This is a genomic window from Erythrobacter sp. HI0063 (assembly GCF_001635685.1).
In the GTDB taxonomy this organism is placed as follows: domain Bacteria; phylum Pseudomonadota; class Alphaproteobacteria; order Sphingomonadales; family Sphingomonadaceae; genus Qipengyuania.
This window is the reverse complement of the sequence record NZ_LWFF01000313.1, coordinates 54,970-74,585: the sequence shown is the minus strand read 5'-3', so window position 1 is coordinate 74,585 and position 19,616 is coordinate 54,970. Positions and strand designations below refer to the sequence as shown.

Sequence of the window (19,616 nt, the reverse complement as noted above, 5' to 3'; positions counted from 1 at the left end):
CGCCTTCAAGGTAAGCCGGTCTCTCCGACATACCGGTTGCTCCCGGCGGTGTCGGCGAAGGCGCAGCCGACGTGCGACCCGATTCGGCTGCGCCTTCATCTGCGCCCCGTTCTGGATCACATCGCCAAACGCTCCTGGCCGGAGTGAAATCAAATGCTAAAGCGCCCGTCCGGCACCCCGCTGAAACTCCCCGGGGTACGGCGAGGGCGCGTCCGTTGATGACACGACAATGGACGCGCCTTCATTGCCGAAGCTAGACGACGATTCCCCGTTGAAATGATGGCGGTAAGAAAATGAGCCCCGTCCGGGGTTCCGCTTCCGAACGGGGCTCTGGGTCGCACGTGGGGGATTAGCCACTTGATCCAATCTTCCCAGAGCAGTTACTAGAGGAAGATGGTTAACATCAGGTGCAAGGCGTTGGCGTGATCGCGCGGCGTCCACGCGGTGCATCAAATGTTAGCGCTGTCCTACACGCGCTCAATCTGCCTATCTGCCCGAATGCGCAAACCGACGCCGCTCGACTTGGAGTTCACCATTGTGCTGTTCCTGGTGATCGCGCCGCTAGGCTACATGGCGATGCGGGCGATCCTCTGGCTATTCGCATGAGGAAGCGCGACGGCTACAAGGCAGGTGCTACAGGGAAGATCGCCGCCGTGATCCTGATCGGTGCGCTTGTGTGGGCAGCGTGGGAGTTCGGTTTGCTAGAGGCCATCGCGGACCTCTCGACTATGCCGCTTGCGCCAAACACGTTGAATTAGCCAAGTCCGACGCCAAGCGTTCGGAGTTCTCTTGGTGTATCATCATCGATGGCCCAGCCGTCGCTATGGACCGTTCCGACGATCAAGCGCATAATGTGACGATGCACAGAACCGCAGCGCTCGCCCTCTTCTCCTTGGCTATCGCAGGGTGCGCCGCCGAGCGTGAGGTCAGCCCCAATATCGGCGAGGCGGTCGAAATGGTCCTTTGCGCCAGTAGCGAAGAGGAGCGCATTACAGGGCTGTCCATGCTGGCGGACGAAGCGAGCCTTGCCAATTCGGACGACAGTATCGGGGACCTTGTGAGGCAGTATGCCGAGGAGGCAGAATGTCCCGTTCAGACGGTGCCCCCGCCGCCGCCCGGCTACTTACTTGATGAAGGCTGAGGCGGAAAATTTATCGCTCGAACGACCGCCGCCACCTTCAGAAGTAGGGCCGCGTCTTGAGGAGCGAAGTTGTCTACGTCCTCCGCAACCTTGATTGAGGTGAAGCCCCCCATCCCCTGCCAGAGTTTTGCGCCTCTCTGACCTCTCAAGCCCAGTAGCCACTGATCGAAGGGTGGAAGCTCCTCGTTCGGCGTATCCTCCCGAAATTGCTCGTACATCAGGCGCACAGCCTCAATCACATCATCGGGAGTGACGCACTCCGCGAGGCGTTTGCTTTTTCGTTTCTGATAAGCGGCCTGCCGCTCTGCGTTGGTTCTTGCCATGAGCGCTACCTAACGCCGCAAGCTAGAAATGGCAATGCCGTTATATAACGCTTGATCCGATTAACCATGTCCGTTATATAATGCTCAGCCAAGGCATTCCGCCAAGGCGGTGACCGGTGAAGCGGCAACTTCAACCGGCCACCTGTTCCAACCCTTCCGTAAAAAGGGCAAGACATGACCAACACTACCACCACCCCCGCCAGCACGCAAAGCGCCTTTGACCGCGCGATAGCCGATTACGGCCACGCCCGCGCCGCACTGGACGCGCTGCCCGTCGAAACCACCAGCAGCGAAGTCGAACAAATCGCGATGGACGCGGTTTACACGGCTGAGCGCCGCCTTCTTCGTCAAAGCCCTCAGAATGTGAGCGATGTTCGCGCGATGGCGGAAATCGTGTGGGCCGATCCGGACAGCATTCCGTGCGAGGACAGTATTGCAGCCGTCCTGAATGGACTGCGCAAGCTCGACGGCAAGCCCTCGCGCACATTCAGCGCCACGGCGTGGTTGGTGCAGTTCGAGCGCCTTGGTGGCGGCTGGACCGATGTAGAGGGCGAAGTTTCCTTGCTTACGCCAGTCCCGACCAATGACGGCTTGAAATCCTTGCTCTGGCAACTCGACACGACCGGCGGGCGCGAGCAAGTCAAGGCCGCGATCCGGAGCAAGTCCGACGCCGTCAGCGCCGTTGTAGCCCCTACCGATTGGGATACCCTTTGCCGTAATTACGAGAGGGCGAAATCCGCCGTGGACGCACACCATGCGATCGGCAATCCGCATCCATTCGGAAGCGCAGAGTGCAACCTCCAAGAAGCGACGATGGAAACGCTGGCGACAGCGCAGGGTGACGCCTTCACGGCCTTGATGTTGTTTCCGGCGCCTAATGCCGCTGCACTGGCCTACAAGCTCGCCACGCAGCTTACCTTCCTTGGCGGTGACCAATGGCATGAAAGCTCTGCCATCGCGAAGCAGCTCGCCGCCGACGCCGCTAGCCTCCTTCCGAAGGTTGCTTGATCGTGGGCGCGCAGATCATCGGGGGGCCTTCGGGCCTCCCGTCCGCCGCCTTGCTCGATAGCGCAGTTCGCCGCCTGTCACGTGATGCACTGGCAGACCTATGCGAGCAACTTATTGACCGGCTGGATGCATGGGATGGGGACCCCGACCTAGAGCCCGATGGCGATGAACTGGACGGCACCGGCGCCGAGGACGATCATCAAACCGGCTGCGAAGGGGCAATGCCCTACCCCGGCTGTCCGATTGCAGATCCCGGCGAGGATGCCGATAGCGACTATTGCACCGCCAGCGATGACCGAGGCAGCAGCGGGCCGAACGCCCTGTTTCCCGGCTTCAATGCCTTCAAGCAAATCGAGTTCGAGGACGATTGCGAACGCTGGCACCAGCCGGTTATCTTCGACACCGCCTAGCTGAATATCCGGCCTCTTTTTTATTGACCCGTCGCTTCCCCGGAGGCGGCGGGTTTTCTCGTCTGTGCAACGGCGCGCCTCGCGTATTTACCGCGTATTTACGCGGGGCCGCTCCACCGGTTCGGCCATGCCGCTCCCGTTTTTTCCCGTATTATCGGGAGCAGCGGGATCGGTTCGACCTCGTCAAGATCGGCCGATTGTGGATTGCTCAGGCGTAGAGGCGCGATGTCCATTTTGGGTGCGCGAAATCGAGCACCAATAAGTAACACTACACCCCTCTCCCCCTGCCTCCCCCCTGAACACCATCGGGGCCAAATTGATCGGCGAACCGAAACAGCGCAGGACCGACGCCCTTGATGGCAGGGCGGATCATCACGACGAAACCGTTATCGACCAGAAATTGGCGCGCGGCGGTGAACTTCGGACGGGACCATTCACCATCCGGCAGGTGTTTCCGCCATTCGTTGGCGATGCAAAATTCGCGACCCCAGTGATTGCGCTTGAGCAGCCAGTAAAGGTAGCTCGCATCAGCACTTGCAGCCAGATTATCGAATGTCGGCGTCGGCACCTGCACGAACGTATCTCCCGCGAAGCCATTGCGGCCTTCGATGTGACATTGCCAAGCACTCCCTGCCACCCGTCCAACTTCGTCGGCTGGCAAAGGCGACCATTCTCCGCTTTCGTTTAGCGATCGAGCGAAGCGTTGCAGGCTATCGAGCGATTGGCAGGAAGGCGCAGCCTTCATGCACGCGATCCAAAGCGAATTGTTCCGCTGCCCCTCCCCTATCGTGTCCGACTGCGCCGCTTGCTCGACGTCATCATTCGCCACCGCATCGGGCAATCGCATTGGCGGGAGATTGGCCAGATCGGCAAGCGAGCCTTCGAGAAATTCATACTGGCCCGCGCTGCTACGCGAAGGAGGCGCAACGGCGAAACCGCCTCCCAAAATGTCGATTGGTCCATCGAACCCATCGGCTCGAATTTTGCGCTTCTCGCCATTGTGGCGATACCACGCATGAAACTTGCCCGAGGCCGTGCGAATGACGACAGGAGATCGACCGAACCGGGCGAAGGCATCTCCCAAGAGGCTTTCGCGAGCCTCGTCCACATCGAGGACGGTGACACCGTTCCGGGAACCGCACGCGAATCCCAAGGCATCCACCGCAGGGAATTTGAGCGCCCATTGCTTGGACGCCCTGCACCCGGCTTTCAGATAATTTCCGACAGCGGGGCGCTTGGCGATCCCATCGACAGGAAAGGTGGCTATCCCAGCTTCCGCATAGGCTGGCTGCCATTCGGCGAAGAGGCCCATATCATCCCCCCGCCTTCAACAGATCGACCTTTCGCCGACCGAGGACGAGGCGAAGACCGCCCATCATCCCGCGAGCGTCCCGAATATCATCGAAGCGCTGTTCTTCGGGATAGTTCGGATCGGGCGGATCGAGGCGAATTACAAAAGCACCCGCCCCGTCCTGCGACAGCGTTACGGTGCCGCGATCCATCACGCGGCACCGTCGGCTGGAGCGGTGACACTGTAGGCCATCACCCGACAGCCGAGCCCGCCTTGCCGCTTGCCGACCTCGAACAGCAGCTTGCGCTTTACCAGCTCCCCGGCGCGTGGCCGGATCACATGGACGGGAAGCCCTAGGTCATTGGAGATTTGCTCCGGGATGGCCCCAGCCACCCCGTAGGGCGTCCATGCAGCAATCATTTGCCGATGGCGGCGGGCAAGTGTCTCCGTGACCTCAGATGCGGCTTCCGCGCTATTCTGGCGAGCCGCCGCGCTGTGCCCTTTGTGCCCGGCAGCGGTGCCCCTACCATAGTGCTTGGGATCAACCATGTTCCGAGCCCTCCCACTCAACACCGGCTTGCTCAGCCAACTGAGAAAACCAATGGGCCTGTTTTTCCGTCAACGGGCGCGGATCGGCCACGCATTCCCCTGCGAAGGAACCGGCGCGACGAGTGAGGCGGACGCCGCTGTTCAGGATCGCCAAGGCGGCAATGCGAAGAGGATGGTCAACCACGGGCGCCTCCCACCTGGGCGAGTGCCTTGCGCAGCGCTTCCGCAGCCTCAGTCTTGGACAGTGGCTTGGGAGAGAACAGACCGGCCCGGCGCTTCGCCGCCGTGAAGGTCCGCGCACCGGCAATGATCCATTCGGCGAAGGCATAAACCCCTCCGCGACGGTCAGGTGTTTCGCAGGGAAGCGAGTCCACCAAGACCCGCACGGCGGTGTTGCGGACGCCCAGCTTAGGCTTGCGCTGACGCTCGATTACAGGGCGCGCGAGCGCCGAAAAAGTCTCTTCCATGTCGTTTCCTTCTCGCAGAGCTGCGAAAGGAAATCGTCGCCACAGGCTTGCGCGAAGGCATTCGCTCCGCTAAGTCCATGGTGCTAACCGACCATTTCCAGACGCAGTATTGAGGCCGTCCCACACCATCGGGGCGGCCTTTCGTTTTGGTGTAATGATGCTGGATCAAGCCGCCTCAGGCCGGACGAGCTTTGATCCGTCAGCGTAGGCCCGCAGGTCTTCCAGAGAATAGAACCGGCGACCTCCAACGAGGTGCGACTTCGGGCCAACCCCGAGGCGATGCCACTCGGCCAGCGTCTTTGGCCGGAAGCCGAGAAAGCGAGCAGCTTCGGCACGGCTCACCCTCCCGTCAGGCGTTGCGACGACTTGCATTGCATTATCTCCTTTCGTTCCTTCGGCATACTGCAATGTCCATGCAATACCACTAAGCGCCTTGACCGCCAAGAGCGCTGTCGCGTATGTATTGCGGAAACCCCCGAAGGATTTTGATTTGAGCAAGAACAAGGGTGGACGGCCCGCGCATCACGACGGCGAGACAAAAAAGGCTGCAATCGCGGTTCGTACTGCGCCGAGTGTTCGCGATGCGCTTAAGGCCGCTGCGGATGAGAATGGTCGCTCGATCACCCAAGAGGTCGAAAAGCGTTTAATCGTCAGCTTCGAGGCGGACGGGGGCCAACGTTCTTCCGAAACAGAGCGCCTTCTGGCGAAATTCGCTGCTGAGATCGCAGAGATTGAACAGATGACCGGCAAGCGTTGGCACAAGGATCGAAAAACTGCTGGCGCGGTGTTGGAGATGTTTCGACGGTTGCCCAATCATCTTGTGAGAACTGACGACCCCTACGACGATGAGTTCGTAAGCCGGACGTGGGATGCGCTTTACGCAGCCCGCCAGGAAACCCTGAAGCTTATGGAACACCTTCGCGATTTCGGAATATCGCCTTGGGAACAGTCCTATATGAAAGGCAGGTTATTCGGAAATTCTAGCGCGACACCCCGCCGACCAGAAGGTCAGCTAGGGGGCATTTTGGGGCGATTAGCGGGTGTCGCCGACATGGACCGCCGGGAGCTAGGACGGTGGCGCGAACGAGAGCAACTTGAGCGTCTGGAGCTGCCGCCCGAAGCGAAGCGACACGCACTCGCTCTGATCGAGCTATTGGAAGGTGCTGACGAACGAGAGTTATCAGCAAACGAAGCCCATTCCGAAGCTATCGCACCCTATCTCCAAGCTGAGGAGGAAGGACGGACCCTCTATCGAAGCTCCAAACGGCGAGCCGCGGAAATGGCGGTGGCAAGAGGTGACGACTTCTCGATAAGTGACCTCTTCTAGTGGCCCTCCGTTTCGACACCCTCACTCGTCCAGCCATCCGAAACCTAAAGCCCGGTGACCGCCTGACCGAACACGGCATCACAGCTTGGCGGCAGGCGAGCGGCGATGTTCGCTATTCGGTCAACATCATGGTCGATGGACAGCGCATCCATCGCGTCATTGGCCGCGAGAGCCAAGGCACCACCCGCCAGCAGGCCGAGGACGCCATTGCAGCCTTTCGCACCAAGGCCCGCGAGGGAACGCTAGACCTACCCGAGCGCCGCAAGCGCCATCGGTTGTTCAAGGAAGCCGCCGAGGACTATCTAAAGCGGATCAAGGGCCATCCGAAGCACGGCAAGAACCTCCCCCGCAAACAGGCCCATGTGCGCGACAAGCTCGCCCCGTTCTTCAAGTCTGCCCGGCTGGATCGTATCGAGGACGAGCAGATTGCGGCCTTTGTCGAGCAGCGAACCGGCGAGGGCGCCAGTAAGGCCACGATCAACCGCGAGCTATCGACGCTCTCCCACATGCTCAATCGCGCGGTGGAATGGAAATGGGTCAGGACCAAGCCCCGGATCGACAAGTTCGGCGAGACGCGGAAGCAGATCGAGACGCTGACCGATACCGAGCGGGCCGCGTTGATGCGTGCAGCGATCGGCGACCAAGATCCCGCTACATGGCTTTTCGTGGCCATCGCCATGGGTAGCGGAATGCGGCACAGCGAGATTTTGCGGATCAAATGGGAACAGGTCGGTTTCGACAGTCTCCGCATCCATATCCCGCAGGCGAAGGCCGGGACGCGCGAGCAGCCTATCCTATCGAGCCTCGCCACGCGGCTCCGGGACGAATGGCAGGCACGAGGCCGTCCGAAGGGTTGGCTCTTCCCCACCAGCCGGGCGGATGCGAAATCCGAACATCGCACGACCATGAGCAAGCAATTCGCCCGGACGGTCGAACGGGCAGGCTTGGACCCGGACAGGGTAACCCCCCACATCCTGCGGCACACCCTTATTACCGAACTCGTCAAGAAAGGCGTGGACCTTCCGACGATCCAGCGCGTGAGCGGCCACAAAACCTTGCAGATGGTGTTGCGCTACACCCAGCTCGCGGACGCCCACGTTGACGAATCGGTTAGCAGCCTGGACGCCAGTTTCTCTGACGCAATTACACCAGAGTTACACACGGCCCCGAAAATCGCTTCGCTGGCGAACGCCCGAGAGCGGAAAAAAGCCTAATAATTTCAGTATGGTGCGGATGGCGGGACTCGAACCCGCACGCCCAAAGGACAGGGGATTTTAAGTCCCCGGCGTCTACCATTCCGCCACACCCGCCATGGGTCATCGCCTAGCGCGCGGGCGCGATGGCCGCAATCTCGCGTATGGGCGCGCGCCTATTCTTCGTCGTTGAGGGCGCGGCGCATTTCCTTGCCGGGGCGGAAATAGGGCACGCGCTTGGCCGGAACGTCCACCGATTCGCCGGTACGCGGGTTGCGCCCGGTGCGCGCCGCGCGCTCGCGCGTCGAGAATGCGCCGAAACCGCGCAATTCCACGCGGCCGCCTTCGGCCAAGCGTTGAGCGATCTCATCGAAGAATATATCGACGACCTGTTCGATCTCTTCGGATTTGAGGCCAGGATTGTCCTTGGCAAGCGTATTCAGCAATTCGGATCGTATCATCTAATGCTCCCGGCGTGCCAGGATGGCCCCACCCATGCCCGTAATTTTCGCGACCCATTGCAACACCGCGCCCGGATCTTTGCAAGCGACCCGCTCGGCGTTTCCCGCGCTGATACGCATTGCATACGCGATTTGCAATCGCCTGCGGCCTAGGATGACGCGTTGGCAGAGCTCGCGCTGTCTCAGGCTGGCGAAAGCAGATCCTCGGCGTCCAGGCCAAGCCGATCGATCCGTTCGCGGATCGCGGGCCATTCCTCTTCGACGAACTGGCGCCGCTCGGATGCCTTGAGCCGCTCGGTCGCGCCTTCGACCACATACATGCCCACACCGCGCTGCACTTCTACCAGCCCATCCGTCTGAAATTGCTGATAGGCCTTGGCAACCGTCAGGGGATTGGCCCCCTGTTCCGCCGCCAGCGCGCGCACCGATGGAAGCATCGCGCCTTCGGCATAGCGCCCATCGAGGATCGCGGCGGCGATCAGGTCGCGCAGTTTGAGATAAACGGGTTTTGACTGGCTTTTCATCGCGGATCCCAATGGCTGGCGACCGATTGCTGCATCAGTGCCATAATACAGCGTGGCGCGCAAGGTTCCCGTACTTTACGCAATTTTGTACGCCGTGGGCATCCCTAACTCCGAAGGGAGTGCCTCAGGCCGATACGAAATCTGTTGCCGCTGTAACTAAGGCTTCACATGCGCGCCGAACCCGTTAGGTTGCGCGTTTCTTCGGGGAGGAGCGGTCGCGCAACGTCGCAGTGCGCTCCGAAAAAATTAGGGATACGGGATACTCATGGTCGAAGGTGCCTTTTTCACATTCGGTTCCGCGTACGAGATGTGGGCCTTCCGCATCGCAGTGATTGCGCTGGTATCGTTTCTGATCGGCGGGATGGTCCTCGTCACCCGCCCGCAGCAAGAGGTCATCGGGCACCCCAAGGGCCTATTCCTGCTGTTCATGGCCGAAATGTGGGAGCGCTTCTCCTATTACGGCATGCGCGCCCTGCTGATTTTCTACCTCGTCCAGCACTGGCTGTTCTCCGACAGCGAAGCTTCGGTGATCTACGGCGCCTACACCGCGCTGGTCTACATCGCCCCGGTCGTCGGCGGCTATCTGGCCGACCGCTATGTCGGCCAGCGCAAGGCCGTGCTGTTCGGCGCCGTGCTGCTGACTTTCGGCCACTTCTTCATGGCCTTTGAAGGTGATGGAACGTTGGGCCAGGACAACCCGATGCTCAACGTCTTCTGGCTGGCTCTGGCACTGATCATCGTCGGCTCGGGCTTCTTGAAGGCGAATATCTCGGTGCTCGTCGGCCAGCTCTATTCGCGCACCGATATTCGCCGCGACCCGGCTTATACGATCTTCTACATGGGCATTAACGTCGGCGCGGCGACCGCATCAATCATCTGCGGCTATCTCGGTCAGACGGTCGGATGGGAATACGGCTTCGGCCTTGCCGGTTTCGGCATGTTGATCGGCCTCGTCTTCTTCGTCATCGGCAAACCCCTGCTGCTCGGCAAGGGTGAACCGCAGCACCCGGAACGTATCGCTGGCGGCAAGGAATATCTGATCTACGCGGCGGGCCTGGGAATGGTCGCACTCTGCTGGCTGGCCATCCAGTATCAGGAACTCGTCGGCGTCCTTCTCGGCGGCTTCGGCGGCGCGCTGGTGGCTTACGTTCTCGCCATCGTGACCTTCCAGATGGCCTATGGCTCGTGGAAGCAGGCGCCGACGGTGCCGTTCTTCGTCTATATCTCGAGTGCGGTCGGTCTGATCGTTTCGTTGATCGCAGCATCGCAGGGTGGCGCTGCCGCGCCCTACGCCGCTGGCGCTTCGCTTGTGGTTCTGATCGGCGTCCTCATCCAGCAATCGCTGGTGAAGACCTTCCACGAACGCGACCGCATTTTCGCGGCGATGTTCCTGATCCTGACCTCGATCGTGTTCTGGGCGCTGTTCGAACAGGCGGGCTCCAGCCTCAACCTGTTCACCGACCGCCATGTCGATACCCAAGGCGTCAGCGCTTCCATCTTCCAGTCGGTCAACGCGATCTACATCGTGTTGCTGGCCCCGCTGTTCGCCATTCTGTGGCAGAAGCTCGCCGCGAAGGGGGCGGAGCCCAGCACGCCCATGAAGTTCGGCCTCGCCGTCGTCCAGGTCGGTCTCGGCTTCCTGGTCCTGGTTTGGGGCGCGAACAGTGTCGGCGTGAACGTGCCGACGCCCGTGATCTTCATCTTCCTCATCTACCTGCTGCACACGACCGGCGAATTGTGCCTCAGCCCAGTCGGTCTGTCGGCGATGAACCGATTGAGCCCGGCGCACATCGCGTCGCTTGTTATGGGCACGTGGTTCTTCGCGTCCGCGACGGGTAACTTCGCCGCTGGCCTGATCGCTTCGGCGACCGGCGCGGAAGGCGTCGGCGAAGAGGCGGGCAAGCAATTGGTGCTCGACGTCTACGGGACCGTCGGCTGGTGGGCAGTCGGCATCGGTGTCGGCGTCATGGTCCTCAGCCCGTTCGTCAAAAAGCTGCTGCACCTCGACACGATCCGCGACGACGATGTCGGCGACGATCTCGAAGGCCAGGCGGGTGCCGGTCTGGAGCCGCAGGAGGCGGGCATGCACCCGTCGACCAATCCGCAGGCACCGGGCGTTCACGAGCAGAACCGCTGATCCGATCTGCCGCCATTCGTCGCATATCGGACGAACGGACTTGACCAATATGGGGCCGGGGCGCGATGCTCCGGCCCTGTTGATTCAGACCCCGAAAAGGGGCTCAGGGGAATGGGGTTTCATGGCCAGATATCTGAAGACGCCGCTCACCGCGCTGGGGCTGATCGCCGCCGCCGCGCTTGCCGGGTGCAGCACGACCGGAACCGATGGCGAGACGGCATCGACCCGCGCGCCCACCACTGCGAGCGGCGAAGCGCCCTACGCTTCGACCTACAAGCCCTATCCCGGCCGCCCGACCGCGCTGGTCGGCGCGACGATCTATGACGGGCGCGGCCAGCGGATCGACAACGGCACCGTGCTTTTCCGCGATGGCAAGGTCGTCGCCGTGGGCGATGCCTCGCTCGCGACGACAGGCTACGACCGGATCGACGGCACCGGCAAGTTCGTCACCCCCGGCGTGATCGACATCCACTCGCATCTCGGCGACTACCCCACGCCCAGCGTGGACGCCCATTCCGACGGGAACGAGGCGACCAGCCCGATGACGCCCGAAGTCTGGGCCGAGCATTCGGTGTGGCCGCAAGATCCCGGCTTCACCCGCGCGCTCGCCAATGGCGGCGTGACGGCGCTCCAGATCCTGCCCGGTTCCGCCAACCTCACCGGCGGGCGCTCGGTCACGCTCAAGAACGTGTCCTCGCGCACGGTGCAGGGGATGAAATTTCCCGGCGCGCCCTACGGGATGAAGATGGCCTGCGGCGAAAATCCCAAGCGCGTCTATGGCGGCCGCGGCCGGATGCCTTCGACCCGGATGGGCAATTTCGCAGTCAATCGCCAGATGTGGCTCGATGCGCAGGCTTACGACGGCAAGAAGCGCGATCTGGGCAAGGAGACGCTGAAGGGCGTTCTCGACGGCGACATCCTGATCCACAACCACTGCTACCGCGCCGACGAAATGGCGCTGGTCATGGATATGGCCAAGGAGATGGGCTACAAGGTCACCGCCTTCCACCACGCGGTGGAAGCCTATAAGATCGGCGATCTGCTGCGCGAAAACGATGTGTGCAGCGCGATCTGGGCCGATTGGTACGGCTTCAAGATGGAAGCCTATGACGGCATTTTAGAAAACGCCGCCTTCCTGCGCCAGGCGGGCGCGTGCGTCGTGATCCACTCCGACGATGCGAACGGAATCCAGCGCCTGAACCAGGAAGCCGCCAAGGCACAGGCCGCCGGGCGGCGCGCCGGGATCGACATTCCCGATGCCGAAGTGGTCGGCTGGTTCACCTACAACGCCGCCAAGGCGATGGGCATCGAGGAGATGACCGGCAGCCTGGAGGCGGGCAAGATGGCCGATGTCGTGCTGTGGAACGGCGATCCGCTGTCGGTCTATTCGCGGCCCGAAAAGGTCTGGGTTGATGGCGCTCTGCTGTTCGACGCGATGGACAGGAAGCGTAGGCCGGTGAGCGATTTCGAGCTTGGCCAGCCGGGTGAAGGAGACGTGAAATGAACAGGTTCTCGCTCCTTCTCGCAGGCGCTGCCGCCGCTCTCGCAGGCGCTGCCGCCGCTCTCGCCGGCCCTCTCGCCGCGCAGGATTTCGCCATCACCAATGCCACTGTCGCGACCGGCGACGGCAGCGATCCGGTCGAAAACGCCACCGTCGTCGTGCGCGGCGGACGGGTGGTCGCGGCAGGCTCCGGCGTGGCCGTGCCCGCTGGCGTCCAGACGATCGACGGCGCGGGGAGCTGGGTGACGCCCGGCCTCGTCGCCAGCGTGACCTCGCTCGGCCTGTGGGATGTCGGCGCGGTCAGCGAATCGAACGATACCAGCGCGGGCAATTCGCCTTTCAGCGCCGCGCTCGACGTGGCCCCCGCGATCAATCCCAATTCGCAGCACATCCTGGTCCATCGCGCTGCGGGCGTGACTCGCGCGGCGAGCGTGACAATGCCGTCGAGCTCGATCTTCGGCGGGCAGGGATCGATCATCGATCTGGGCGCGGACATGAACCCGATCACGCGGGCGCGCGCCTTCCAGGTCGTGACGCTGGGCGAAAGCGGCGCGCGGCTTGCAGGCGGCAGCCGGGCGAGCACGCATGCCCTGTTCCGCAACGCCCTGCGCGAGGCGAACCAGTTCGGCGAAGACGGGCAGATCCCCGGCGTCGCCTCGCGCCCGGCGGAACAGAGCACGGGTGACGATCTGCCGATCGATCCGCGCCTCGCCGACAACCAGACCGAGCGCGGCGACGATTCGCTCCTGACCCGCTTCGATGCCGCTGCTTTGGTGCCGGTGGTGCGGGGCGAACAGCAGCTCTACGTCATGGTGGAGCGCGCGTCGGACATTCTCGCCACGCTGGCGCTGAAGCGCGACTTCCCGCGCCTCGACATGGTGCTGGTCGGCGCGAGCGAAGGCTGGCTGGTCGCCCGCGAGATCGCGGCGGCCAATGTCCCGGTAATCGCCGACGGGCTCGACGATCTGCCGACCAATTTCGAGGAGCTGGCCTCCACCCAGTCCAATATCGGCCGCATGGTCAAAGCGGGCGTGCGCGTGGCGATCAACGCCGCCGCCATGGAGAACCCCCGCAATCTCAACCAGTATGCGGGCAATCTAGTCGCCTTGTCGCGCGTGCCGGGTGCGGACGGGCTGAGCTGGGGCCAAGCCTTTGCCACCATCACATCGGTCCCGGCGCAGATCAGCGGATTGTCGGGCCGTGCCGGGATGCTGACGCCCGGCGGCATGGGCGACGTGGTGATGTGGGACGGCGATCCTCTGGAAGTCGGATCGATGCCCACGCGGGTCTTCATCGATGGGGTCGAACAGCCGCTCGAAAACCACCAGAGCCGCCTCAAGGATCGCTATCGCGATCTCGACACCAGCGACCTGCCCAAGGGTTACGACTGGTGAGCGAGATGCGATCGACGATCCTGACGCTCGCCGCGGCCTTCGTGGCGGTGGGGGGCTATGCCGCCCTCGCCCAGACCGCGCCCGATGCGGGGCCGGACAGGTCGCAGGACATCGCCTGGATGAACGGCCAGCAGGCCTATCTGGCCGGGCTGGACGCGGCGGATGGCTGGCGCTTCCTCGACGGCGGCCTGCGCTGGCGCCGCACGGAAGGCGACGGCAGCGGCGCGCATCCCAGCGTGGCCGACACAGTGACGGTGCATTACGAAGGCACTTTCACCGATGGCGAAGTGTTCGACAGCTCCTTTGCACGGGGTGAGCCCGCCACCTTTCCGCTCGGCCGCCTGATCCCCGCCTGGCAGAGGACGATCCCGCTGATGGGCGTGGGCGACACGATCGAAATCGCCGTGCCCGCCGATCTCGGCTACGGTCCGACCGGCAAGGGGCCGATCCCCGGCGGCGCGACGCTGTTGTTCAAGGTCCAGCTGATCGACATACCGGGCGACTAGATCGGATCACGGGTCGCGGAAACCTTGGGGAGACAACACCATGGACCCGCTGACCTCGCTCGCCGCCGCCTCGATCGCGCTGGTGGGCACGCATTTCGCCCTGTCGCACCCCCTGCGCGCGCCGCTGGTCGCCATGATGGGCGAAGGCGCGTTTCGCGGCGTTTACAGCCTCGTCGCGGCGGGATGCATGGCCTGGATGTATCTGGCTTTCAAACAGGCGCCAAGCGCCGATTTGGGCGGCAGCGGTACAGTGGGCTGGATCGTCGCCACGGTTCTCACTCTGCCGGCGCTCGTGCTCTTTCTCGGCTCGCTAAAAGGCAATCCAGCCCTGCCCGCGCCCGGCGCACGTAAGGCGGCGGCGCGCAATCCCGCAGGCGTATTCGCAGTCACCCGTCATCCCATGATGTGGGGTTTCGCCCTGTGGGCGATATCGCACATCGTCCTGTGGTGGAGCTGGCGCACGGTGATCGTGGCGCTCGCCATCCTGAGCCTGGCCCTGATCGGTGCGCGCCTGCAGGATCGCAAGAAGGAGGCGCTGATGGGCGCGGATTGGGCGGGGTGGGAGCAGCGGACCAGCTATTGGCCGCGCTGGACTCGCCTTGCCGGAGTGAGCCCGCTTCTGTGGTTGGTCGGCATCGCCGGGTGGCTCGGCGTCACCTGGGTCCATATCGGGGCCGGCGGCATCCCTGCCGGTATCTGGCGCTGGATCGGCTGAACTAGGCGCCGGTAAAGCGAGGACTCCGCTTTTCGAGCAGCGCGTCCACCCCTTCCGCATGGTCGGCAGTGGTGTGCATCAGCGCCTGCGCATTCGCGGCCATTTCCAGCGCCGTATCGTAGCTGGTTCCGCGCCCCTGTCGCATCAGATTCTTCGCCTGTCGCAAGGCGTGCGGCGGCATCGCGGCGATTTTCGCGGCCAGCGCACGCGCTTCGTCGATCAGCGTATCGGCTTCGACCACCCGGCTGACGAGGCCCCAGTCCAGCGCCGTATCGGCATCGATCACATCGCCGGTATAGAACAGCTCCGCCGCCCGCGCCTCGCCGATGATGCGCGGCAGGATCCAGGTGCCGCCATCGCCGGGAATGATGCCCAGCTTGAGGAAAGTGACGCCGAATTTCGCCCTATCGCTGGCGATGCGCATGTCCGCGAGGCAGGCAAGATCGCATCCCAGCCCGATGGCCGGCCCATTGACTGCGGCAATCAGCGGCACGCGCAATCCGTAGAGCGCGCGCAGGATCTTGTGGATGTTGTTGCGATAGCCGTCCGCGATTTCGGGCGCAGTGCCGCCGAAATTGCCGGTCTTGTCCTTCATCGCCTTGATATCGCCGCCCGCGCTGAAGGCTCTGCCCGCTCCGGTGAGGATCACGCAGCGCACGTCGATATCGCCGTTGATCGCGTCGCAGGTGGCGGCGAAGGCATCGCCATCGCCCGATGCCCCGAGCGGGTTCATGCTGTCGGGACGGTTGAGAGTTAAGGTGATGAAGTGATTGGTTGTTTCCACGGTCAGCAGAGATTGATTCATTTCGCTTCACTCTCTGCTTTTTGCTTGGTTTTCTTGGTTGCCGATCGCCGCCCCCGCCAGCGTTTCCAATTAAATTTATCCGCTTGAATATCTGCCACGTCAAACGTTCTGCCCACCTGTGTCGCGTTCACGAGCAACTCGCGGAGCGCAGGCAATCGATTGGCGATCGCCTCAAGCCGATCTTGTCCACGTTCAATTGCTTCAAGCCATTTATCATCTTTCTCATCGCCATAGAGCCTAGCATGTTGTGCAAACATGTTTTGAAAAACGGTATCTTCGAAAAGTCTCTTAGCCTGCTGCTGGACCACCTCGCCGTAGAGCAATTCTATATCACGAACCAACTCGCGCAGGGCGGCCTCTTTCTCTTCCGGCAGTCTAGCGCCCCGCCACCATTCTCCTGATAAAGTATCGAAAAGGCGCAGGGTTTCTCGTCTGCGGTCGAAAAGTGCGATTCGAACTTCATCATGGCGAAGCCGATTTTGCCGGTCCGCTATCCATACGGCGCCTGATACAGCTGCGAGCCCTGACAGCAGGATTGCGAGAGCTTGCCAATCAATATTCGCCTCAAAAGGATTCAAGCCCGCGCCTCTTCCACACCTGCCGAATTATGCCGCAAGGCGGCCAGCACCGTGTCGACGATCTGCGGCGCATTCAGCCCCGCTTCGTCATACTGCTTCATCGGATCGTCCTGGTCCTGGAACATGTCCGGCAGACGCATGGTGCGCACTTTGAGGCCATTGTCCGTCAGCCCGGTGTCGCTGGCAAAGGTGAGGACGTGCGCGCCCAGACCGCCGACGGCGCCTTCCTCGACCGTGACCACGACCTCATGCGTGCGCATCAGGCGCTCGATCAGCGCGGTGTCGAGCGGTTTGGCGAAGCGCAGGTCGGCGACTGTCGTCGACAGCCCCTTGGCCTCCAGCTGGTCGGCGGCTTTCTTCGCTTCTTCGAGGCGCGCGCCGAGAGACAGGATCGCGACCTTGGAGCCTTCGCGGATCATCCGTCCCTTGCCGATTTTCAGCTTCTGCGGCGTTTCCGGCAGTTCCACGCCCACGCCATTGCCGCGCGGATAGCGGAAGGCGATCGGGCCTTCGTCGTATTCGGCGGCGGTATAGGTCATGTGGACTAATTCCGCTTCGTCCGCTGCGGCCATCACCACGAAGTTGGGCAGGGTTGCCAGATAGGTCACGTCGAACGATCCGGCATGGGTGCTGCCGTCCGCGCCGACCAGCCCTGCGCGGTCGATCGCGAAGCGCACGGGCAGGTTCTGGATCGCCACGTCATGCACCACCTGGTCGTAGGCGCGCTGGAGAAAGGTCGAATAGATCGCGGCGAAGGGGCGCATGCCCTGCGCGGCGAGCCCTGCGGCGAAGGTGACGCCATGCTGTTCGGCAATGCCGACATCGAAGGCGCGGTCCGGATGCGCCTGCGCGAAGCGGTCGACGCCCGTTCCCGAAGGCATGGCAGCCGTAATGGCGCAGATTCGATCGTCGCTTTCGGCGAGCTTGGCCAGCGTATCGCCGAATACGTTCTGATAGGCGGGCGGCCCGGCCTTGGATTTCGCCTTTTCGCCCGTAACGACATCGAATTTGGGCACGCCGTGATATTTGTCGGCGCTGTTTTCGGCAGGCGCGTAGCCTTTGCCCTTGGTCGTCACGACATGGATCAGGACCGGGCCCTGTTCGCTGTCGCGCACGTTTTCGAGCACCGGGATGAGGTGTTCGAGATTATGCCCGTCGATCGGGCCGACATAATAGAAGCCCAGCTCCTCGAACAGAGTGCCGCCCGTTGCCATGCCGCGCGCATATTCCTCGGCCTTTTCGAGCCCGCCCCAGACGCGGCGGCCGAGCTTTTTGGCGATCTTCGAGGCCATCGTACGCAGGCCGAGATATTCGCTGCTCGACACCATGCGCGCCAGATAGGCGGAGAGGCCGCCCACGGGCGGCGCGATCGACATGTCGTTATCGTTGAGGATCACGACCAGGCGATTGCCCGCCTGTTCGGCATTGTTCATCGCTTCGTAGGCCATGCCCGCGCTCATCGCGCCATCGCCGATCACCGCGATGCCCCGACCGGGCTTGTCCTGCATCTTGTTCGCCATCGCGAAGCCCAGAGCCGCGCTGATCGAGGTCGAGCTATGCGCCGCGCCGAAGGGATCGTATTCGCTCTCGCTCCGCTTGGTGAAGCCGCTAAGGCCGCCGCCCTGGCGCAGAGTGCGGATGCGATCCCGCCGTCCGGTCAGGATCTTGTGCGGATAGCATTGGTGGCCGACATCCCAGACGAGTTTGTCCTGGGGCGTATCGAACACGTAATGAATCGCCACGGTCAATTCGACCACGCCGAGGCCCGAGCCGAGATGCCCGCCGCTGGTGCTGACCGCATCGATCATCTCGCTGCGCAATTCGTCGGACAGCTGGCGAAGCTGGTCCTTCTTGAGCTGGCGAAGGTCGGAGGGAAGATCGACAGTGTCGAGCAGGGGGGTCTTGGGCGGTGAATTCATAACACCCACCCTTATACCCGCCATTCGGCCCTGTCGATAACGGGTGCTAACGGCGCGGCATGAGCAATTCGTGAGCGGGAAATGACGCGGCGCTCAGCCTTTCGTCACGCAGCGCAATTGTCGCATAACCCACGCAATTCCACCACCGGGCGAACATCGGCAAAGCCCGCATCATGGCCTGCCTCGCGCAGAGCCCCGGTGACGCGCCCGTCATCCAGATGCCTGGCGCGCCCGCAATCGTCGCAGATCAGAAAAATGCAGTCGTGGCGGCAGCCGGGATGGGTGTTGACGAGATAGGCGTTGGCGCTTTCGATGCGATTGGCGAGATTGGTACGCACGAAAAGGTCGAGGATACGATAGACGCTGTTGGGGGCCACGCGCTTGCCGCGCGTTTTCGAAAGATTGTCCGCGATATCGTAGGCGGAGGCAGGAATTTCGTGCCGGGCGAGCTCTTCGAACACGGCCTGGCGCATGCCGGTCCATTGTTCGCCCGCTTCGGTCAGCGATCCGCGCGCGGCTTCGGTCAGCGCTTCGCCGGAGTGCTCTTCATGTCCGTGGTTGTGATGCGTCATGCAGGGAAGGTAGGCCGCGCGGCTCCCGCCTGCAAGCCGGACCGGCGGCGTGCGGCCCGCCTCAGTCGCGCTGGAAGCTTGCGCTGTAGACGCCGGGATAGAGACGCTTGAGCGCCGCGATCTTGGGCGCATCCCAGCGCTGGATATAGCCGTGGTTCGGATTCTTCGCCGCGAAATCCTGATGATAGGTTTCCGCCGGATAGAAGGCTTGCGCGCGCACGACGTCCGTCACGATCGGCTTCGACCATTTGCCGCTTTTTTTCATCTGGGCGAGGTAGGACTTGGCGACGGCGAGCTGTTCGCCCGACATCGGGACCAGCTTTGCATCGTAATGCGCGCCGCGATCGGGGCCCTGGCGGTTCTTCAGCGTCGGATCGGCGATGACCGAGAAGAAGATGCGCAGCAATTGATCGTAGCGGATAACCGAAGGATCGTAGGTGACCTTCACTGCTTCGACATGATCGGTGATGCCCGAAGAGACGAGATCGTAATTCGCCTGACGCTTGGTCCCACCGTGATAGCCGGACACCGCGCTTTTCACGCCCTTCACATGGCTGAACACGCCTTCGACACCCCAGAAGCATCCGCCCGCGAAGATCGCGGTCTTGAGGCCGCTTTCCTTGGCGGTGCGCTCGGCTTGCGGAGCGGCGACCACTTCGGCGGCATTGGCGGTTCCGCAGGCGGCGAGAGCCAGAGTCGCGGCGGCGAGGAGCGAGGAGCGAATCTTCATGCGAACAGCGTGGTGACGGCCTGGCCGAGGCCGGGATTGGTCAGCGCCACGGCAATCCCGCCGAG

The 19,616-nt window shown here is 62.7% G+C and carries 23 protein-coding genes, 1 tRNA gene and 1 pseudogene; 10 read left to right on the top strand and 15 right to left on the bottom strand.

The window, feature by feature from the left end; all coding sequences use genetic code 11:
- Positions 1-823 precede the first annotated feature (823 nt).
- Positions 824-1,141, top strand: a complete 318-nt coding sequence (locus A3736_RS11475) for a hypothetical protein (RefSeq protein WP_197465588.1) — start codon at positions 824-826, stop codon at positions 1,139-1,141.
- On the opposite strand, the gene A3736_RS11470 is transcribed toward A3736_RS11475, so the two are convergent.
- The gene (locus A3736_RS11470; protein WP_067683088.1) at positions 1,120-1,464 is read right to left on the bottom strand and encodes a hypothetical protein; all 345 of its coding nucleotides are present in this window, start codon (positions 1,462-1,464) and stop codon (positions 1,120-1,122) included. The genes A3736_RS11475 and A3736_RS11470 overlap by 22 nt on opposite strands.
- Positions 1,465-1,638: 174 nt before the next feature.
- Between A3736_RS11470 and A3736_RS11465 the strand changes: the two genes are divergently transcribed.
- Together A3736_RS11465 and A3736_RS11460 are read left to right on the top strand one after the other, a co-directional pair.
- On the top strand, positions 1,639-2,472 hold the full coding sequence (locus A3736_RS11465) for a hypothetical protein (RefSeq protein WP_067683087.1): 834 nt from the start codon (positions 1,639-1,641) through the stop codon (positions 2,470-2,472).
- Between the two features lie 2 nt (positions 2,473-2,474).
- Complete coding sequence (locus A3736_RS11460; protein WP_156502098.1) at positions 2,475-2,882, top strand: hypothetical protein; 408 nt, start codon at positions 2,475-2,477, stop codon at positions 2,880-2,882.
- A 268-nt stretch (positions 2,883-3,150) separates the two neighbouring features.
- Here A3736_RS11460 and A3736_RS18030 read toward each other — a convergent pair whose 3' ends face one another.
- The 6 genes and pseudogenes from A3736_RS18030 to A3736_RS11440 all read right to left on the bottom strand — a co-directional run bounded on the left by A3736_RS18030 (position 3,151) and on the right by A3736_RS11440 (position 5,189).
- A complete protein-coding gene (locus tag A3736_RS18030; protein WP_233999360.1) occupies positions 3,151-3,627 on the bottom strand; it encodes a hypothetical protein in 477 nt (158 codons plus the stop codon).
- Positions 3,628-3,741: 114 nt separating this feature from the next.
- Positions 3,742-4,194, bottom strand: a pseudogene (locus A3736_RS18285) (bifunctional DNA primase/polymerase); the annotation flags it as partial.
- A 1-nt stretch (position 4,195) separates the two neighbouring features.
- Complete coding sequence (locus tag A3736_RS11450; RefSeq protein WP_067683079.1) at positions 4,196-4,384, bottom strand: hypothetical protein; 189 nt, start codon at positions 4,382-4,384, stop codon at positions 4,196-4,198.
- Positions 4,384-4,722, bottom strand: coding sequence for a hypothetical protein (locus A3736_RS17675; RefSeq protein ID WP_067683077.1), 339 nt, complete (start codon positions 4,720-4,722; stop codon positions 4,384-4,386). The genes A3736_RS11450 and A3736_RS17675 overlap by 1 nt, the downstream gene beginning before the upstream one ends.
- Positions 4,715-4,906 carry a hypothetical protein gene (locus A3736_RS17145; protein WP_197465587.1) on the bottom strand — a complete coding sequence of 64 codons (192 nt, stop codon included), beginning with the start codon at positions 4,904-4,906 and terminating at the stop codon, positions 4,715-4,717. Before A3736_RS17145 ends, A3736_RS17675 begins: the two co-directional genes overlap by 8 nt.
- On the bottom strand, positions 4,899-5,189 hold the full coding sequence (locus A3736_RS11440; RefSeq protein ID WP_067683075.1) for a hypothetical protein: 291 nt from the start codon (positions 5,187-5,189) through the stop codon (positions 4,899-4,901). The genes A3736_RS17145 and A3736_RS11440 overlap by 8 nt, the downstream gene beginning before the upstream one ends.
- Before the next feature lie 490 nt (positions 5,190-5,679).
- Here A3736_RS11440 and A3736_RS11430 point away from each other — a divergent pair, with 490 nt between their 5' ends.
- Complete coding sequence (locus A3736_RS11430; protein ID WP_156502095.1) at positions 5,680-6,516, top strand: hypothetical protein; 837 nt, start codon at positions 5,680-5,682, stop codon at positions 6,514-6,516.
- The gene (locus A3736_RS11425) at positions 6,516-7,730 is read left to right on the top strand and encodes a site-specific integrase (protein WP_067683069.1); all 1,215 of its coding nucleotides are present in this window, start codon (positions 6,516-6,518) and stop codon (positions 7,728-7,730) included. The genes A3736_RS11430 and A3736_RS11425 overlap by 1 nt, the downstream gene beginning before the upstream one ends.
- A gap of 11 nt (positions 7,731-7,741) precedes the next feature.
- Here A3736_RS11425 and A3736_RS11420 read toward each other — a convergent pair.
- The 3 genes from A3736_RS11420 to A3736_RS11410 all read right to left on the bottom strand — a co-directional run bounded on the left by A3736_RS11420 (position 7,742) and on the right by A3736_RS11410 (position 8,694).
- Positions 7,742-7,826: transfer RNA gene (locus A3736_RS11420), tRNA-Leu, on the bottom strand.
- A 59-nt stretch (positions 7,827-7,885) separates the two neighbouring features.
- Positions 7,886-8,170: an integration host factor subunit beta gene (locus tag A3736_RS11415; protein WP_067683068.1), complete on the bottom strand. Its 285-nt coding sequence runs from the start codon at positions 8,168-8,170 to the stop codon at positions 7,886-7,888.
- Positions 8,171-8,352: 182 nt separating this feature from the next.
- On the bottom strand, positions 8,353-8,694 hold the full coding sequence (locus A3736_RS11410) for a GntR family transcriptional regulator (protein ID WP_067683066.1): 342 nt from the start codon (positions 8,692-8,694) through the stop codon (positions 8,353-8,355).
- A 265-nt stretch (positions 8,695-8,959) separates the two neighbouring features.
- Here A3736_RS11410 and A3736_RS11405 point away from each other — a divergent pair, with 265 nt between their 5' ends.
- The 5 genes from A3736_RS11405 to A3736_RS11385 all read left to right on the top strand — a co-directional run bounded on the left by A3736_RS11405 (position 8,960) and on the right by A3736_RS11385 (position 14,947).
- Positions 8,960-10,831 carry a peptide MFS transporter gene (locus A3736_RS11405; protein WP_067683064.1) on the top strand — a complete coding sequence of 624 codons (1,872 nt, stop codon included), beginning with the start codon at positions 8,960-8,962 and terminating at the stop codon, positions 10,829-10,831.
- A 121-nt stretch (positions 10,832-10,952) separates the two neighbouring features.
- The gene (locus A3736_RS11400) at positions 10,953-12,335 is read left to right on the top strand and encodes an amidohydrolase (RefSeq protein WP_067683062.1); all 1,383 of its coding nucleotides are present in this window, start codon (positions 10,953-10,955) and stop codon (positions 12,333-12,335) included.
- Positions 12,332-13,726: an amidohydrolase family protein gene (locus A3736_RS11395; RefSeq protein ID WP_067683060.1), complete on the top strand. Its 1,395-nt coding sequence runs from the start codon at positions 12,332-12,334 to the stop codon at positions 13,724-13,726. Before A3736_RS11400 ends, A3736_RS11395 begins: the two co-directional genes overlap by 4 nt.
- Before the next feature lie 5 nt (positions 13,727-13,731).
- On the top strand, positions 13,732-14,232 hold the full coding sequence (locus A3736_RS11390) for an FKBP-type peptidyl-prolyl cis-trans isomerase (RefSeq protein WP_067683152.1): 501 nt from the start codon (positions 13,732-13,734) through the stop codon (positions 14,230-14,232).
- Between the two features lie 40 nt (positions 14,233-14,272).
- Positions 14,273-14,947: an NnrU family protein gene (locus A3736_RS11385; RefSeq protein ID WP_067683058.1), complete on the top strand. Its 675-nt coding sequence runs from the start codon at positions 14,273-14,275 to the stop codon at positions 14,945-14,947.
- A 1-nt stretch (position 14,948) separates the two neighbouring features.
- Here the strand turns inward: A3736_RS11385 and A3736_RS11380 are convergent, their stop codons facing one another.
- The 5 genes from A3736_RS11380 to msrA form a co-directional block, all read right to left on the bottom strand.
- Positions 14,949-15,752, bottom strand: coding sequence for a crotonase/enoyl-CoA hydratase family protein (locus A3736_RS11380; protein ID WP_067683056.1), 804 nt, complete (start codon positions 15,750-15,752; stop codon positions 14,949-14,951).
- Entirely contained in the window at positions 15,749-16,330 is a 582-nt protein-coding gene (locus A3736_RS17140) for a hypothetical protein (protein ID WP_156502094.1), read from the bottom strand. The genes A3736_RS11380 and A3736_RS17140 overlap by 4 nt, the downstream gene beginning before the upstream one ends.
- Positions 16,327-18,249: a 1-deoxy-D-xylulose-5-phosphate synthase gene (dxs, locus tag A3736_RS11370; RefSeq protein WP_067683052.1), complete on the bottom strand. Its 1,923-nt coding sequence runs from the start codon at positions 18,247-18,249 to the stop codon at positions 16,327-16,329. The genes A3736_RS17140 and dxs overlap by 4 nt, the downstream gene beginning before the upstream one ends.
- Positions 18,250-18,353: 104 nt before the next feature.
- Positions 18,354-18,821, bottom strand: a complete 468-nt coding sequence (locus tag A3736_RS11365) for a Fur family transcriptional regulator (RefSeq protein ID WP_067683050.1) — start codon at positions 18,819-18,821, stop codon at positions 18,354-18,356.
- A 61-nt stretch (positions 18,822-18,882) separates the two neighbouring features.
- Positions 18,883-19,551, bottom strand: coding sequence for a peptide-methionine (S)-S-oxide reductase MsrA (gene msrA / locus A3736_RS11360; RefSeq protein WP_067683048.1), 669 nt, complete (start codon positions 19,549-19,551; stop codon positions 18,883-18,885).
- Positions 19,552-19,616 lie beyond the last annotated feature (65 nt).